The sequence below is a fragment of the Sphingobium algorifonticola genome (assembly GCF_004005485.1).
GTDB lineage: Bacteria > Pseudomonadota > Alphaproteobacteria > Sphingomonadales > Sphingomonadaceae > Sphingobium > Sphingobium algorifonticola.
In genome coordinates this window covers 544,562-557,190 of the sequence record NZ_RZUL01000002.1, presented here as the reverse complement: position 1 = coordinate 557,190, position 12,629 = coordinate 544,562, and the positions used below count along the sequence as shown (strand labels likewise).

Sequence of the window (12,629 nt, the reverse complement as noted above, 5' to 3'; positions counted from 1 at the left end):
GGAACCCCGCTCTCCCGCCGCCCTGAGGAGAGCATGCACATGGCCGATATTCCCACGAAAGCCGAAATCGGCGTGACGACCGGGCCGATCCGGGGCAGTCGCAAGATCCATGTGCCGGTGCCCAGCGTACAGGCGGGGGAAATCCGCGTCGCGATGCGCGACATCCATCTGGAACCGAGCTGCGGCGAACCGCCGCTGCGCGTCTATGACACGTCCGGTCCCTATACCGATCCCACGGTCGCGATCGACATCCGTGCGGGCCTCGCCCCGCTCCGCCGCGATTGGATCATCGGTCGCGGCGATGTCGAGGACTATGAAGGCCGCGCGCTGAAGCCCGAGGATAACGGCCAGCTTGGCCCCGATCGCTCCGGCGGCGTCGCCCCCTTCCCGCATGTCGTCCAGCGCCCGCTGCGCGCGAAGCCGGGCATGAACGTCAGCCAGATGCACTATGCCCGCAGGGGCATCATCACGCCCGAAATGGAATATGTCGCCGCGCGCGAGAACCTCGGTCGCGCGCAGGCAAAGGAAAAGCTTATCCGCGATGGCGAAAGCTGGGGCGCGGCGATCCCCGATTATGTCACGCCGGAGTTCGTGCGCGACGAAGTCGCCCGTGGCCGCGCGATCATCCCGAACAACATCAACCACCCCGAATCCGAACCCATGGCCATTGGCCGCAATTTCCTGGTGAAGATCAACGCCAATATCGGCAACAGCGCCGTCGCCAGCGACGTCGCCAATGAAGTCGACAAGATGGTGTGGTCGATCCGCTGGGGCGCGGACACCGTGATGGACCTTTCCACCGGCCGCAACATCCATGACACCCGCGAATGGATCATCCGCAATTCGCCCGTCCCCATCGGCACCGTCCCCATCTATCAGGCGCTGGAAAAGGTCGGCGGCATTGCCGAAGACCTCACTTGGGAAATCTTCCGCGATACGCTGATCGAACAGGCCGAACAGGGCGTCGATTATTTCACCATCCACGCTGGCGTCCGCCTGCCCTACATCCCGATGACGGCCAAGCGCGTCACCGGCATCGTCTCGCGCGGCGGCTCGATCATGGCGAAATGGTGCCTCGCCCATCACAAGGAGAGCTTCCTCTACGAACGCTTCGACGAGATCACGGAGATCATGAAGGCATACGACATCGCCTATTCGCTGGGCGACGGCCTGCGCCCCGGTTCCATCGCCGATGCGAATGACGAAGCGCAGTTCAGCGAGCTTTATACGCTGGGCGAGCTGACCAAGCGCGCCTGGGCGCAGGACGTACAGGTGATGATCGAAGGCCCCGGCCATGTGCCGATGCACAAGATCAAGGAGAATATGGACAAGCAACTCGCGGCCTGCGGCGAAGCGCCCTTCTATACATTGGGGCCGTTAACGACCGACATCGCGCCAGGATATGACCATATCACCAGCGGCATCGGCGCGGCGATGATCGGCTGGTATGGTACGGCGATGCTTTGCTATGTGACGCCCAAGGAGCACCTTGGCCTGCCCGACCGCGATGACGTGAAAGTCGGCGTCGTCACCTACAAGCTCGCCGCCCACGCCGCCGACCTTGCCAAGGGCCACCCCGCGGCGAAACTCCGCGACGACGCCCTAAGCCGCGCCCGCTTCGAGTTCCGCTGGCGCGACCAGTTCAACCTCTCGCTCGACCCGGATACGGCAGAACAATATCACGACCAGACGCTCCCGGCGGAAGGCGCAAAGACCGCGCATTTCTGCTCGATGTGCGGGCCAAAGTTCTGCTCGATGAAGATCACGCAAGAGGTGCGGGACTTTGCGGCAAAGCAGAATCAGGAAGCCGATGCGTTTATCGCTGCGACGGGTGATGGGGCTGATGCCGAAGCGGGGATGGCGGAGATGAGCGAAGTGTTCAAGGAGAAGGGCGGGGAGATTTATTTGAGGGCGGAGTGATGCATGGTGTTATCACTCTTAAAAAGGTACATCATCGTCAATTATGAGATCTGTCGCATCGAGTTGAGTTAACATGCTTGCTACGATCTTATCCGCTCCCATTGCGGAGCGATAAGATTGTGCTCTTAAGTCGGATAACAACTCCCAGTAGTTTTTGTGTCCAGTATTAAAAGGTCTTGCACCTTTTCCTAACGTTCCGCCGTAAATATTTTCCACTACCTCCTGCTCACTGTTGCGTATTTTCACATACGAATAATAATTGCCGTCATCATCGGACTCTTGGACTACCTCGATGGAGCCTGCGCCAAGGTCAGTTTCACACGCATCAGAAGTCGGATTAAATGCCCAAGTAATCTCACCGGCAACAGTTTTCAGATAGATCGCCTCGATAAGCTGACGCAGCCTTTTGGTTGGATCGGTCATTGCTGCAGGCTCCTCATTACCGTAAAAGATATCTTGGTAAGTATATCCGTAAAGTTTCGCAAAGCACGGTCCTGCCCTTTTAAGACAATAATGCTATCGCCTTCGGCCAGCCTGCGCCTTACCGCTTCGCACATTTTCGCCATATCTTGAGTGTGCTTTTGAAGCAAAAGACGATCCTCGCCTTCGATTAATGAGGTCGAATGGCTCAAATTCAAAAAGGCCTGGATCAAATCTTCATAACTAGAAATGATTTGGTCCCATTTGCTAATCTTAAGGTTGGTCCTAATCGATACCAGCAAATCGCTAGCTTTTCGACACTCTTCTGCCGCATCGAATGACGCCACCTTTAACTGAACGGAACTAATAGCAGCCCCTGCTGCTTCTGTTTCGTTCTTGATCGCCTTCAGTTGCTTCAGCGCGATCGCGATACCAAGCAAACCCAGAAACGTACCGGCGACGCCAATAGCGAAGCCAATCCAAGTTATAATCGCATTGTTTGCGGGGATTAGGAGCCAGTCGATCAAGGCCATTATTATAATTCATTTGCAATGACACTCCAACCCGTGTCGCGTGAAAAAACTGTTCCATCTACTTAAGGGAGGGCTAAACGTCGCGCCGATGCGCCACGCGCACCACGATAATCACAATCCGCTGATCCTTCACCCGCGCCGCCACGCGATAATCCCCGATCCGCCAGCGCCAATATCCCGCCTGATCGCCGGTCAGTGAGCTACCCAGGGTGCGCGGCTCGTCTCCGCTCTTTCAATGTTTTGATAATACGTGCGGCAGCGGTAGCACGCGGGCTTTGTTCAAGCCGCATCTGACCCAATGACCCCGCGCCTCGCCCGTTCCCGCAATTCCGCCAGATAAGCAAAGGGATCGCGCTCGCTCACTCCCGACGCCACCCCCTCCTCGATCATCGCGCGCAGGGTGCGCAGCTTCTCCTCTGCCTCCTGATCCCGCCGCATCAGGTCGCGGACATAATCGCTGGTGCTGCTGTAACGCCCTTCGGCGACGCGGGCTTCCGCCCAGGCCTTGAGGCCTTCGGGAAGGGATATGTTCATCTGCGCCATGCGCAATATCCTACGATATTGCGCTAAGATTGGCAATCACCCGACGTTTTCAGTAATGATAGCGGCACTGCGCAACCTCCAGCGCCTGCACATCGCCCTTGCCCGTCACCCGATAGACCAGCCGATGTTCGCTGTTGATCCGGCGAGACCACCAGCCGGACAGATTGCCGCCCAGCGGCTCCGGCTTGCCCGTCCCGCGAAAGGGATTGCGGCGGCATTCCTCTATCAGGCTATTTAGGCGACCAAGCAGCTTGGCGTCCTCGCTCTGCCACCAAAGATACTCAGCCCAGGCACGGGACGAGAAAGTCACCTTCACGGGCAGATAAGCTCATGTTCCTCGCCTTTGCCCGCATCCAGTTCGGCAATCGATTCCAGCAGCCGCTTCGCATTTTCGGGCGACCGCAACAGATAGAGCGTTTCCTCGATCGACGCCCATTCGCTGGCGGAGACCATCACGATGCCTTCGCCCCGCTGACGCGTGACGGCGATCGGCACCTTGTCCTCCACCACACGGTCCATCACGGCCTTGAAGTTGGCGCGGGTGTCAGAGAAGCTCAGCGATTCCATACACTGTTATGTACAGATTTCTGTACATAAAGACAATCCCCCTCACGCCAGCATCTTCGCCCCCATGATCCATGCCCACACGATCATCGTCAGCCCCCCGCCCGCGATCGATCCCCACACCGCGCGGCGCAGAAAGCGGGACTGAAGGTCGACCGAGCGCACGAACGCGGCGAGCAGGCGGACACGCAACGCCTCCTCGCCTTCCTCCCCGCATGTCTCGAACTCTTCGCCCACCATCAGCGCACGGAGCAGCAACAGGCTGGACCAGGCGAAAGGCAATATGCCGATCAGGCTGGCGATCGTCTGCGCGGGATGGGTGGCCGCATCGATGCTGAGCGGCGCGCCGGGGGAAGCGGAAATGGGGTGCGTGCCGATGGTGATGAGCAGCGCGTTGAACGCCAGCATCGCGCCCAGCCGGATCGACAGATCAAGGTCGCGGTTTTCCAGATATTCCAGATCCGCGACAAAACCGGGCGAGGGATTGCCGCCATGCATCCGCTGAAAGGCACGCAGATTGGCGCGGAAAGACCGGCTGGTGCGGCGATCGCCCGCGTCATCCGCGCCGGTGTCGCTTTCGCTGTCGTCGCTTTCGCTGTCGGCGTCGCCGTCCTGCTGCGCCATCGGTCCGCCCGCCCCCACGCTCAAGCCTCAGATATCGTCGATGATCTCCGCCAGCACCGCCAGGCAATCCTTCGCCAGTTGCATCGATCGCGCGGGGGACCAGCCGAAATCGGGATCGGGCAGATCGTCATTGTCCTTGAACGGCATTTCCAGCGTCATGCTGACCGCGCCATAGCGTTCCGCCAGTTGCGCGGTGGACATGGTGAGGTTCGCGCGGCCCGGCGCGCCGATGGGATAGCCCAGCTTCGTCTGGAAATCGGGCGTCCGCACCGCCAGCGTATCGCGAAACCGGTTATAGAGCGCCAGCCGGTCGGCTTTCAGCGACGGTATGCCTTCAAAGCCCGCCACGAACACCGCGGGGATCGCTTCGTCGCCATGCACGTCCATCGCGAAATCGACGCCGGTGCGGTCCATTTCCGCACGGACAAGGAACACTTCGGGGCTGCGCGCCATGCTCGGGTCCGCCCATTCGCGATTCAGGTTCACGCCCGCGGCATTGGTGCGCAGATGCCCGCGCCGCGACCCGTCCGGGTTCATGTTCGGCACGATATGGAAGGTCGCCTTGTCGCGCAGCAGCCGCGCGACCGAATCCTCCATGTCGCAGAGGCGCTCCAGCGCGCCTTCCATCCACCATTGCGCCATCGTCTCGCCGGGATGCTGCCGGGCATAGAGCCACACGGTTTTCGGTCCCTCGCCCAGCGTCACCACGTCGAGCGGCTGCCCGTCGAGCGTCTGGCCCAGTTCGCGCGTCTCCACCCCCGGCTGGTTCGCCGCCCAGCTGATGAGGTCATGATGCCGCTCCATCGCATAAGGCGCGAAATAAGCGAGCCAGACGCTGTTGCTGTCCGGCACCAGATGGATGGTCAGCACACCGTCGGCATAATCGGTGTCGGCCATCAGCCAGTTTTCGCGATCCTCGCTGAATCGCGCCTGATATCCCGCCCAGCCGTCGGGATAGGCCGACCCGGCGCAGTTGACGATGCGCAGCGTCACCTCTTTCCCCGCGCCGCCCGCGACGCGGAAATGGAACCACTGATAGAAATCGCTCTGATGATCGGTGACGATCTCCAGATCGGCGGTGGTGTCAGTTACGGAAAGGACGCGGATGTTGCCCGCGTCAAAAGCGCTGGTGATGGATAATGTCATCGCACGGTTATAGTGCGCCCGGACTCGCCGGGATAGCCCCCGATCAGCGCGGCGGCGAGCTTTGCGGCGGCCATGTTCGGCTGCGCGGCGGGTGTGCCTTCCTTGGCGCTGGTCAGCGCCCGGCCTTCCCATACCGCCTGCGAATCACCCCGGCGGCGCAACTGCACCGACAGTTCGGTCGTCACGACATCCTTGGGCTTGCCCGACAGGTTGATGCCGATCCCGACGCCAAGGCCGCTGCCGAAGCTGCCCGTCGATCCGCCGACGCCCACACTTACGGGATTGCCCGATCGGTCGGGGCCAGTCGGCCGGAAACTGCGGCGCAGGCCAACCAGGGCGACATATTCGCCCTTGCCCTGCGCCGATTCGCTGAAGCCCGCGCGCTGCAATTCCTGCGCGACGGCGGCGGCATAGGTGCGAAACTCCAGGCTGATGTCGGGATTGCCGATCATCTCCTCGATGGAAACGGTGCCGCCCATCGGCGGATTGGCGGTGTGGAAGCGCGTGACTTCGACCGGCGGCACCGCCGTTGCGCAAGCCGCAAGGGCGATCACGATAATGGCGGCGGCTAGGGACTGCTTCATCATGGGACTGGTCTCTCCGGGTGGCCGAACGCAGGGCCATCGCCTTTTGCTGCATCCTGCCTGAACGGAATATGGCCGACATGCAACGAAAGCCTCGAAAAGGCTCCGCCCTGCCTTGACTTTATCGGCCCGCGCCCATAGTGGCGACGCTTCGTTTTTCGACACACAGAATCAATTGAAAGCTGCGTTCCCATGAAGATCCGCAACTCGCTGAAGTCGCTCAAGGACCGTCACCGCGATAACCGCGTGATCCGTCGTCGCGGCCGCACCTACGTCATCAACAAGACGAACCGCCGGTTCAAGGCCCGCCAGGGCTAAATCCGCCTGTGAGGCACATCGCCGCTGTCATCTTCGACATCGGCAATGTGCTTTTCCCGTGGCACCCGCGCATATTATATGAGCGCCTGATCCCCGATGGTCAGGTGCTTGAAACATTTGTGCGCGATGTGGTGTCGGAGGAATGGCATTTTCAGCATGATGCCGGGCGCGATTTTGCCGACACCAGTGCGGAGCTGATCGCCCGCTACCCGCAGCACGAGGGCCTGATTCGTCTGTGGAAGCCGCGCTTCGGCGACAGCGTGGGCGCGCCGATCCCCGGCATGGTGCCCTTGCTGGAAGACCTGGCGGCGGCCGACGTTCCGCTGTTCGCCATCACCAATTTCAGCCATGAGTTCTGGCCGCCCTTCCGCGATGCCTATCCCACGATTTTCGCGCATTTCCGGGATATCGTGGTGTCCGGCGTCGAGAAACTGTCAAAGCCCGACCCGGCGATCTATCATCTGGCGCTCGACCGTTTCGGGGTGGCGGCGGATCAGGCGTTCTTCATCGACGACCGGCTGGACAATGTCGAAGGCGCGCGCAGCGTGGGCATGACCGCGCATCAGTTCCGCGATGCGCCGACATTGCGGGCGGAACTGGTGGCGGCAGGCCTTCTCTAAAGCCCGTACCTTACTCCGTAACCCTACCTACCTTTCCGTCACCCCAGCGAAGGCTGGGGTCTCAGGCAACAGGGTGTGATCCAGCCGCACGAGACCCCAGCCTACGCTGGGGCGACGGCAGTGGATGCGTTGGCGTGACGCAATGATACGCCTACCCCTCGTCGCGATCCTTCAGTTCATCGCCACGCACGGTCGACACATGGATGACGTTGGTCGATCCCGGCGTACCGAACGGGACGCCCGCCAGCACGATGATCTTGCGTCCCGCATCGGTCAGGCCGTGGCGCAGCGCCATGCGGCGGGCCTTGCCGATCATCTCCTCGAAACTGCCGATGTCCTTGGTCCGCACTGCATGGACACCCCACAGCAGGCCCATCTTGCGCGCCGTGTCCTGCCGCGGCGTCAGCGCCAATATGGGCGCGGAGGGCCGCTCGCGCGACACACGGCGCACCGTGCTGCCGCTCGATGTGAAGCACACGATCGCCGTCGCGCCCACGGTGTTCACCACACCGGCACAGGCCTCGGCCAAGGCGTCGGCCGTGGTCGGATCGGGCTTCGTCTCGGTAAAGTGCAGCCGGTCGAGATAGCGCGGATCGGCCTCCACGCTCTGGGCGATATTGTCCATCATCGCCACGGCTTCCTCCGGCCAGTCGCCCGCCGCGGTTTCCGCCGACAGCATGATGGCGTCCGCGCCGTCATATACGGCCGTCGCCACGTCCGACACTTCCGCGCGCGTTGGCGTCGGCGCCTTGATCATCGATTCGAGCATCTGCGTCGCGACCACCACGGGCTTCCCCATGCGTCGCGCGGACTCGACGATCTGCTTTTGCAGGGGCGGCACGGCATAAGGCGGCAGTTCGACGCCCAGATCCCCACGCGCCACCATCACCGCGTCGCACAGTTCCAGCAACTCGTCGAGCCGCTGGACGGCGGCGGGCTTCTCGATCTTCGCCATCAGCGCGCCATAGCCGCCCATCAGCTTGCGCGCCTCGGCCAGATCCTCGGGCCGCTGGACGAAGCTCAAGGCGATCCAGTCCGCGCCTTCCTTGATCGCGAAGGACAGGTCGCGCCGGTCCTTGTCGGTCATCGCCGCCATCGGCACCACGACATCGGGCACGTTCACACCCTTGCGGTTGGAGAGCGCGCCGCCCACCTCGACCAGCGTCTCGATCCGGTCGTCCGTCACCACCTGCACGCGCAACACCAGCTTGCCGTCGTCGAGCAGCAGGCGCGTGCCGGGCAGCAGCGCGGCATAGATTTCAGGATGCGGCAGGTTGACACGGGTCGCGTCGCCCGGCGTCTCGTCGCGATCCAGCACGAAGGGATCGCCGACCTTCAGCATAGCCACGCCATTGGCGAACGTGCCCACGCGCAGTTTCGGCCCCTGAAGATCGGCGAGGATCGTCGTCGGTCGGCCAAACTCTTTCTCCAATGCGCGGATCGACGCAATGTTGGTGGCGTGATCCTCATGCGCACCATGGCTCATATTGATGCGGAAGGCGTCCGCACCGGCCAGATACAGCTTGCGGATCATCTCCGGGCTGCTGCTTGACGGGCCGAGCGTCGCGAGGATGCGCACCTTGCGCGAACGGGGAGGTATCTTCTTCACATGCACTCCTGGGGAATCGTGGCTGTTGCTATCGTCTCCGCGGTTTTACCCGCGGTTCTTTTTCGCTATCCCGGCTGCACGACAAGGATATTGCTTGATGGAGATTATATGGGCGGCACCATAATCAATGACGCTGCGGCTGCAACTGCGTTCCGCCGTCTGGTCGCACATTTGCAGCATCGCAGCGACGTTCAGAATATCGACCTGATGGGTCTTGCGGGCTTTTGCCGCAACTGCCTGGCGGACTGGATCGCGGAAGCCGACGGCACGCTGAGCCGCGACGAGGCCCGCGAAATCATTCACGGCATGCCCTTTGCGCAATGGAAAGACCGCTATCAGAGCGAGGCGACGCCCGAACAGATCGCCCGCATGCAGGAAAGCGTGGCGAAGAACGCGGACAGCCATTAAGGCCCACTGCACCGATTCATTTACCCTTCTCCCGTTCGCTTCGCGCAGCATCGAGCGAAGCCGAGATGCGTCCGTCGAGAAGATGGCGCGCGGCTTCTCGACAGGCTCGAAGCGAACGGACCGGGACTACCAAGGAGAATATTCCATGAGCGAACCAAACGTCGCCGCAGACCAGCTACGCCTGTTGATCGAGCGCATCGAACGGCTGGAAGAAGAGAAAAAGGGCATCGCCGACGATATCAAGGATGTCTATGGTGAAGCCAAGGCGACCGGCTATGATGTGAAGACGATCCGCGCCATCGTGCGCCTGCGCAAGATGGAAAACCATGTGCGGCAGGAAGCCGAGGCGCTGCTGGAAACCTACAAGGCTGCCCTGGGGATCGAATAGGCCCCGGCGGACTGCCTCGGGAAAATGAGAGGAATTGCCATGTCCGAACTGATCGTCAGCACCACCACGATCCTGGAAGGCCGCCCGGCGCGCGAATATCTGGGCATCGTCACCGGCGAAGTGATCGTTGGTGCCAATCTCTTCCGCGATCTCTTCGCCAGCGTACGCGATATCGTGGGGGGACGGTCGGGCGCTTATGAGGATGTGCTGCAACGCGCACGGGAACAGGCGATCCAGGAAATGCGCACCCGCGCCGCGACGCTGGGTGCCAACGCCGTGGTCGGCGTGGACCTCGATTACGAAGTGTTGGGGGCCAACGGATCGATGCTGATGGTCTCCGCCACGGGCACGGCGATCATTTATTGAAACTGTTCTCCTGCGAAAGCAGGAGCCTTAGAGTCTCCTGGGTAGCGCGTGCTGCACTGGACTCCTGCTTTCGCAGGAGAACAGCGCGCAGATCGCTACCCGGTTGCCTCCCCGGCATCCCGCCGCTAGACAGCCCCCTTTAATCCAACAGTCATGTCAGGAGCAGGCCGTGGCCGGCCATAGCAAGTTCAAGAACATCATGCATCGCAAGGGCGCGCAGGATAAAAAGCGGTCCTCGATGTTTTCCAAGCTCAGCCGCGAAATCACCGTCGCAGCCAAAATGGGTCTGCCCGATCCCAACATGAACCCGCGCCTGCGCGCCGCCGTCAACGCGGCCAAGGCGCAGTCGATGCCCAAGGACAATATCCAGCGTGCCATCGACAAGGCGACGCAGGGTGGCGGGGATGATTACGAGGAAATCCGCTATGAAGGCTATGGCCCGGCGGGCGTCGCGCTGATCGTCGAGGCGCTGACCGACAACCGCAACCGCACCGCCACCAACGTCCGCACGGCCTTTTCAAAGAATGGTGGCAATCTGGGCGCATCCGGCGCGGTGAGCCACGGCTTTGATCGCCTCGGCCTCATCACTTATCCCGCAAAGGTCGGCGACCCCGACACCGTGTTCGAAGCGGCCCTGGAAGCCGGCGCGGAGGATGTGACATCCTCCGAAGAAGAGCATGAAATCTGGACGGCGATGGACGCGCTCCACGAAGTCGCCAAGGCGCTGGAAGCCGCCCTGGGGGAAGCGGAAAGCGTGAAACTCGCCTTCCGTCCGCAAACCACCGTCGAACTGGAAGCCGACGCCGCGCAGCAGCTCTTCAAGCTGATCGACGTGCTGGACGACGACGACGACGTGCAGACGGTATGGGGCAATTACGAAGTGTCCGACGCGGTGATGGAGAAACTGGGTTAAAGCCATAGGCCGTTCGTCCCGAGCGAAGTCGAGGGACCGTCGTGCAACCGTCCCTCGACTTCGCTCGGGACGAACGGAGGTAAGCATATGATCCTCCTCGGTCTCGATCCTGGCCTTGCCGTCACCGGATGGGGCATCATTGCCGTCGACGGCAACCGGCTGACGCATGTCGCCAACGGCCAGATAAAAAGCGATACCAGCCTGTCGCTTGCCGCCCGCCTGCTGGCGCTGGACGGTGCATTGACCGACATTATCCTGGAATATCGCCCCGGCGCGGCGGCGGTCGAGGAAGTGTTCGTGAACGTCAATCCGCAATCGACCCTGAAGCTGGGGCAGGCCCGCGGCATCTGCCTGCTGAACGCCGCGCGTGCGGGCATGGACGTGGGCGAATATGCGGCGCGGCTCGTCAAGAAATCGGTGGTCGGCACCGGCGGCGCGAGCAAGGAACAGGTGCATGCGATGGTGGCCCGCCTGCTGCCCGGTGCGGCCATCGCCGGGCCGGATGCCGCCGACGCGCTGGCCGTTGCCATCACCCATGCGCATCACAGTGCCACCGCTCGCAGGATCGGCGGCGGACGCTGATCCTGCGCTGACCGCATCGCCCCCAAGAAAAAGGGCGCCCGCAAGCGCCCTTTCCATCAGCAGGATCGCGATCCTTACTTCTTCAGCGTCAGGCCGCCGAAACGCTTGTTGAAGCGCGCCACCTGGCCACCCTGATCGACCTGACGGCTGCCGCCGGTCCATGCCGGGTGCGACTTCGGGTCGATATCCAGCGCCAGCGTATCGCCTTCCTTGCCCCAGGTGGAGCGCGTGCGATAGGTGGTGCCGTCGGTCATCTGGACGGTGATGAAATGATAGTCGGGATGCGTGTCGGCTTTCATGGGTACTGCTCCGGTAATGGCCGGTTCCGACCGGCCTGTGGATGCGTGAAACTCTCGCGAAGGCGCGCGGTTAGCGTGCGCCGGAATAAAAAGCAAGCCTTCTCCCTTGAAGGGAGAAGGATACGTAGCCTTGGCGAGGAACGAGCCTAGGCGGAGTTGGATGAGGGTGAGTGGACCTCCGGTCCGCGCGGTTCCGGGGGTACCGCTTACCCCTCACCCAGCTACGCCCCGGACCTGATCCGGGGCTGCGCAGCCCTCTCCCCTCTTCATGGGGAGAGGGATACCCTACTTCGGCGGGTCGGCGATCATCGCGGTGCAGTGCGCCTCGGCCATCAGCTTGCCGTTCGACAGCGCTTTGCCCGTGAACTTGCAGATCGCGCCACGCAACGTCGTGAACTCCACATGGATGTCGAGCAGGCAGCCCGGCTCCACCGGCGCGCGGAACTTTGCGCCGTCGATACCCATGAAATAAACGAGCTTGCCGGACCCGGCGAGGCCAAGCGACTGGACCGCCAGCACGCCCGCCGCCTGCGCGATCGCCTCGACGATCAGCACGCCGGGCATGATCGGCCGCTCGGGGAAATGCCCGGCGAAGAACGGCTCGTTGATCGTCACCGCCTTTACCGCGTGAATGCTCTTGCCCGCTTCCATCGCAACCACGCGGTCGATGAGCAGCATGGGGAACCGGTGCGGCAGCGACGCCATGACCCCCCGGATATCCAGGGGGCCAAGCGTGGTTGCCGCCGCAACTTCTGCCGCCGTGTCAGCGGTATCGCTCATGCCGGATCAGCC

The 12,629-nt window shown here is 62.1% G+C and carries 20 protein-coding genes; 8 read left to right on the top strand and 12 right to left on the bottom strand.

Features of this window, described 5'->3' with window-relative positions; translation table 11 throughout:
* Positions 1 to 39: 39 nt before the first annotated feature.
* A complete protein-coding gene (gene thiC, locus ENE74_RS07740) occupies positions 40 to 1,920 on the top strand; it encodes a phosphomethylpyrimidine synthase ThiC (RefSeq protein WP_127690294.1) in 1,881 nt (626 codons plus the stop codon).
* Positions 1,921 to 1,938: 18 nt separating this feature from the next.
* On the opposite strand, the gene ENE74_RS07735 is transcribed toward thiC, so the two are convergent.
* The 9 genes from ENE74_RS07735 to ENE74_RS07695 all read right to left on the bottom strand — a co-directional run bounded on the left by ENE74_RS07735 (position 1,939) and on the right by ENE74_RS07695 (position 6,337).
* A complete protein-coding gene (locus ENE74_RS07735) occupies positions 1,939 to 2,343 on the bottom strand; it encodes a hypothetical protein (RefSeq protein ID WP_127690293.1) in 405 nt (134 codons plus the stop codon).
* The gene (locus ENE74_RS07730; RefSeq protein WP_127690292.1) at positions 2,340 to 2,873 is read right to left on the bottom strand and encodes a hypothetical protein; all 534 of its coding nucleotides are present in this window, start codon (positions 2,871 to 2,873) and stop codon (positions 2,340 to 2,342) included. Before ENE74_RS07730 ends, ENE74_RS07735 begins: the two co-directional genes overlap by 4 nt.
* Positions 2,874 to 2,946: 73 nt before the next feature.
* The gene (locus tag ENE74_RS18480) at positions 2,947 to 3,033 is read right to left on the bottom strand and encodes a type II toxin-antitoxin system RelE family toxin (RefSeq protein WP_241241917.1); all 87 of its coding nucleotides are present in this window, start codon (positions 3,031 to 3,033) and stop codon (positions 2,947 to 2,949) included.
* 119 nt (positions 3,034 to 3,152) lie between these two features.
* A complete protein-coding gene (locus ENE74_RS07720; RefSeq protein WP_164847407.1) occupies positions 3,153 to 3,416 on the bottom strand; it encodes a type II toxin-antitoxin system ParD family antitoxin in 264 nt (87 codons plus the stop codon).
* A gap of 49 nt (positions 3,417 to 3,465) precedes the next feature.
* A complete protein-coding gene (locus ENE74_RS07715) occupies positions 3,466 to 3,732 on the bottom strand; it encodes a Txe/YoeB family addiction module toxin (protein ID WP_127690291.1) in 267 nt (88 codons plus the stop codon).
* A complete protein-coding gene (locus ENE74_RS07710) occupies positions 3,729 to 3,983 on the bottom strand; it encodes a type II toxin-antitoxin system Phd/YefM family antitoxin (protein ID WP_127690290.1) in 255 nt (84 codons plus the stop codon). The genes ENE74_RS07715 and ENE74_RS07710 overlap by 4 nt, the downstream gene beginning before the upstream one ends.
* Positions 3,984 to 4,025: 42 nt before the next feature.
* Positions 4,026 to 4,604, bottom strand: coding sequence for a hypothetical protein (locus ENE74_RS07705; RefSeq protein WP_164847406.1), 579 nt, complete (start codon positions 4,602 to 4,604; stop codon positions 4,026 to 4,028).
* A 27-nt stretch (positions 4,605 to 4,631) separates the two neighbouring features.
* Positions 4,632 to 5,750 (bottom strand): M14 family metallopeptidase, encoded by a 1,119-nt coding sequence (locus ENE74_RS07700; RefSeq protein ID WP_127690288.1) that lies wholly within the window; start codon positions 5,748 to 5,750, stop codon positions 4,632 to 4,634.
* Positions 5,747 to 6,337, bottom strand: coding sequence for a DUF4136 domain-containing protein (locus ENE74_RS07695; protein WP_127690287.1), 591 nt, complete (start codon positions 6,335 to 6,337; stop codon positions 5,747 to 5,749). Before ENE74_RS07695 ends, ENE74_RS07700 begins: the two co-directional genes overlap by 4 nt.
* Before the next feature lie 189 nt (positions 6,338 to 6,526).
* Here ENE74_RS07695 and ykgO point away from each other — a divergent pair, with 189 nt between their 5' ends.
* On the top strand, positions 6,527 to 6,652 hold the full coding sequence (gene ykgO / locus ENE74_RS07690) for a type B 50S ribosomal protein L36 (RefSeq protein WP_003046794.1): 126 nt from the start codon (positions 6,527 to 6,529) through the stop codon (positions 6,650 to 6,652).
* An 8-nt stretch (positions 6,653 to 6,660) separates the two neighbouring features.
* Entirely contained in the window at positions 6,661 to 7,272 is a 612-nt protein-coding gene (locus ENE74_RS07685; RefSeq protein WP_127690286.1) for an HAD family hydrolase, read from the top strand.
* A gap of 151 nt (positions 7,273 to 7,423) precedes the next feature.
* Here the strand turns inward: ENE74_RS07685 and pyk are convergent, their stop codons facing one another.
* Positions 7,424 to 8,881, bottom strand: coding sequence for a pyruvate kinase (pyk, locus tag ENE74_RS07680; RefSeq protein WP_127690285.1), 1,458 nt, complete (start codon positions 8,879 to 8,881; stop codon positions 7,424 to 7,426).
* A 108-nt stretch (positions 8,882 to 8,989) separates the two neighbouring features.
* Between pyk and ENE74_RS07675 the strand changes: the two genes are divergently transcribed.
* The 5 genes from ENE74_RS07675 to ruvC all read left to right on the top strand — a co-directional run bounded on the left by ENE74_RS07675 (position 8,990) and on the right by ruvC (position 11,538).
* On the top strand, positions 8,990 to 9,289 hold the full coding sequence (locus tag ENE74_RS07675; protein ID WP_127690284.1) for a DUF1244 domain-containing protein: 300 nt from the start codon (positions 8,990 to 8,992) through the stop codon (positions 9,287 to 9,289).
* Between the two features lie 145 nt (positions 9,290 to 9,434).
* Positions 9,435 to 9,677: a DUF2312 domain-containing protein gene (locus ENE74_RS07670; RefSeq protein ID WP_127690283.1), complete on the top strand. Its 243-nt coding sequence runs from the start codon at positions 9,435 to 9,437 to the stop codon at positions 9,675 to 9,677.
* A gap of 39 nt (positions 9,678 to 9,716) precedes the next feature.
* Positions 9,717 to 10,043 carry a heavy metal-binding domain-containing protein gene (locus ENE74_RS07665; protein ID WP_206517663.1) on the top strand — a complete coding sequence of 109 codons (327 nt, stop codon included), beginning with the start codon at positions 9,717 to 9,719 and terminating at the stop codon, positions 10,041 to 10,043.
* Positions 10,044 to 10,212: 169 nt separating this feature from the next.
* On the top strand, positions 10,213 to 10,956 hold the full coding sequence (locus tag ENE74_RS07660; protein WP_127690282.1) for a YebC/PmpR family DNA-binding transcriptional regulator: 744 nt from the start codon (positions 10,213 to 10,215) through the stop codon (positions 10,954 to 10,956).
* 87 nt (positions 10,957 to 11,043) lie between these two features.
* A complete protein-coding gene (ruvC, locus tag ENE74_RS07655) occupies positions 11,044 to 11,538 on the top strand; it encodes a crossover junction endodeoxyribonuclease RuvC (protein WP_127690281.1) in 495 nt (164 codons plus the stop codon).
* Between the two features lie 74 nt (positions 11,539 to 11,612).
* On the opposite strand, the gene rpmE is transcribed toward ruvC, so the two are convergent.
* Positions 11,613 to 11,837: a 50S ribosomal protein L31 gene (rpmE, locus tag ENE74_RS07650; RefSeq protein ID WP_127690280.1), complete on the bottom strand. Its 225-nt coding sequence runs from the start codon at positions 11,835 to 11,837 to the stop codon at positions 11,613 to 11,615.
* 285 nt (positions 11,838 to 12,122) lie between these two features.
* Positions 12,123 to 12,617: a 3-hydroxyacyl-ACP dehydratase FabZ gene (gene fabZ / locus ENE74_RS07645; RefSeq protein WP_127690279.1), complete on the bottom strand. Its 495-nt coding sequence runs from the start codon at positions 12,615 to 12,617 to the stop codon at positions 12,123 to 12,125.
* Positions 12,618 to 12,629: the final 12 nt, after the last annotated feature.

What these genes read in the sequence shown, in the direction of transcription:
- ENE74_RS07665 (WP_206517663.1), top strand. Translation starts at nt 9,717, where the DNA reads ATGTCCGAACTGATCGTCAGCACCACCACGATCCTGGAAGGCCGCCCG.
- ENE74_RS07730 (WP_127690292.1), bottom strand. Translation starts at nt 2,873, where the DNA reads ATGGCCTTGATCGACTGGCTCCTAATCCCCGCAAACAATGCGATTATA.
- ENE74_RS07670 (WP_127690283.1), top strand. Translation starts at nt 9,435, where the DNA reads ATGAGCGAACCAAACGTCGCCGCAGACCAGCTACGCCTGTTGATCGAG.
- ruvC (WP_127690281.1), top strand. Translation starts at nt 11,044, where the DNA reads ATGATCCTCCTCGGTCTCGATCCTGGCCTTGCCGTCACCGGATGGGGC.
- ENE74_RS07675 (WP_127690284.1), top strand. Translation starts at nt 8,990, where the DNA reads ATGGGCGGCACCATAATCAATGACGCTGCGGCTGCAACTGCGTTCCGC.
- rpmE (WP_127690280.1), bottom strand. Translation starts at nt 11,837, where the DNA reads ATGAAAGCCGACACGCATCCCGACTATCATTTCATCACCGTCCAGATG.
- thiC (WP_127690294.1), top strand. Translation starts at nt 40, where the DNA reads ATGGCCGATATTCCCACGAAAGCCGAAATCGGCGTGACGACCGGGCCG.
- ENE74_RS07710 (WP_127690290.1), bottom strand. Translation starts at nt 3,983, where the DNA reads ATGGAATCGCTGAGCTTCTCTGACACCCGCGCCAACTTCAAGGCCGTG.
- ENE74_RS07700 (WP_127690288.1), bottom strand. Translation starts at nt 5,750, where the DNA reads ATGACATTATCCATCACCAGCGCTTTTGACGCGGGCAACATCCGCGTC.
- ENE74_RS07705 (WP_164847406.1), bottom strand. Translation starts at nt 4,604, where the DNA reads ATGGCGCAGCAGGACGGCGACGCCGACAGCGAAAGCGACGACAGCGAA.
- ENE74_RS07735 (WP_127690293.1), bottom strand. Translation starts at nt 2,343, where the DNA reads ATGACCGATCCAACCAAAAGGCTGCGTCAGCTTATCGAGGCGATCTAT.
- ykgO (WP_003046794.1), top strand. Translation starts at nt 6,527, where the DNA reads ATGAAGATCCGCAACTCGCTGAAGTCGCTCAAGGACCGTCACCGCGAT.
- ENE74_RS07695 (WP_127690287.1), bottom strand. Translation starts at nt 6,337, where the DNA reads ATGATGAAGCAGTCCCTAGCCGCCGCCATTATCGTGATCGCCCTTGCG.
- ENE74_RS07720 (WP_164847407.1), bottom strand. Translation starts at nt 3,416, where the DNA reads ATGGCGCAGATGAACATATCCCTTCCCGAAGGCCTCAAGGCCTGGGCG.
- fabZ (WP_127690279.1), bottom strand. Translation starts at nt 12,617, where the DNA reads ATGAGCGATACCGCTGACACGGCGGCAGAAGTTGCGGCGGCAACCACG.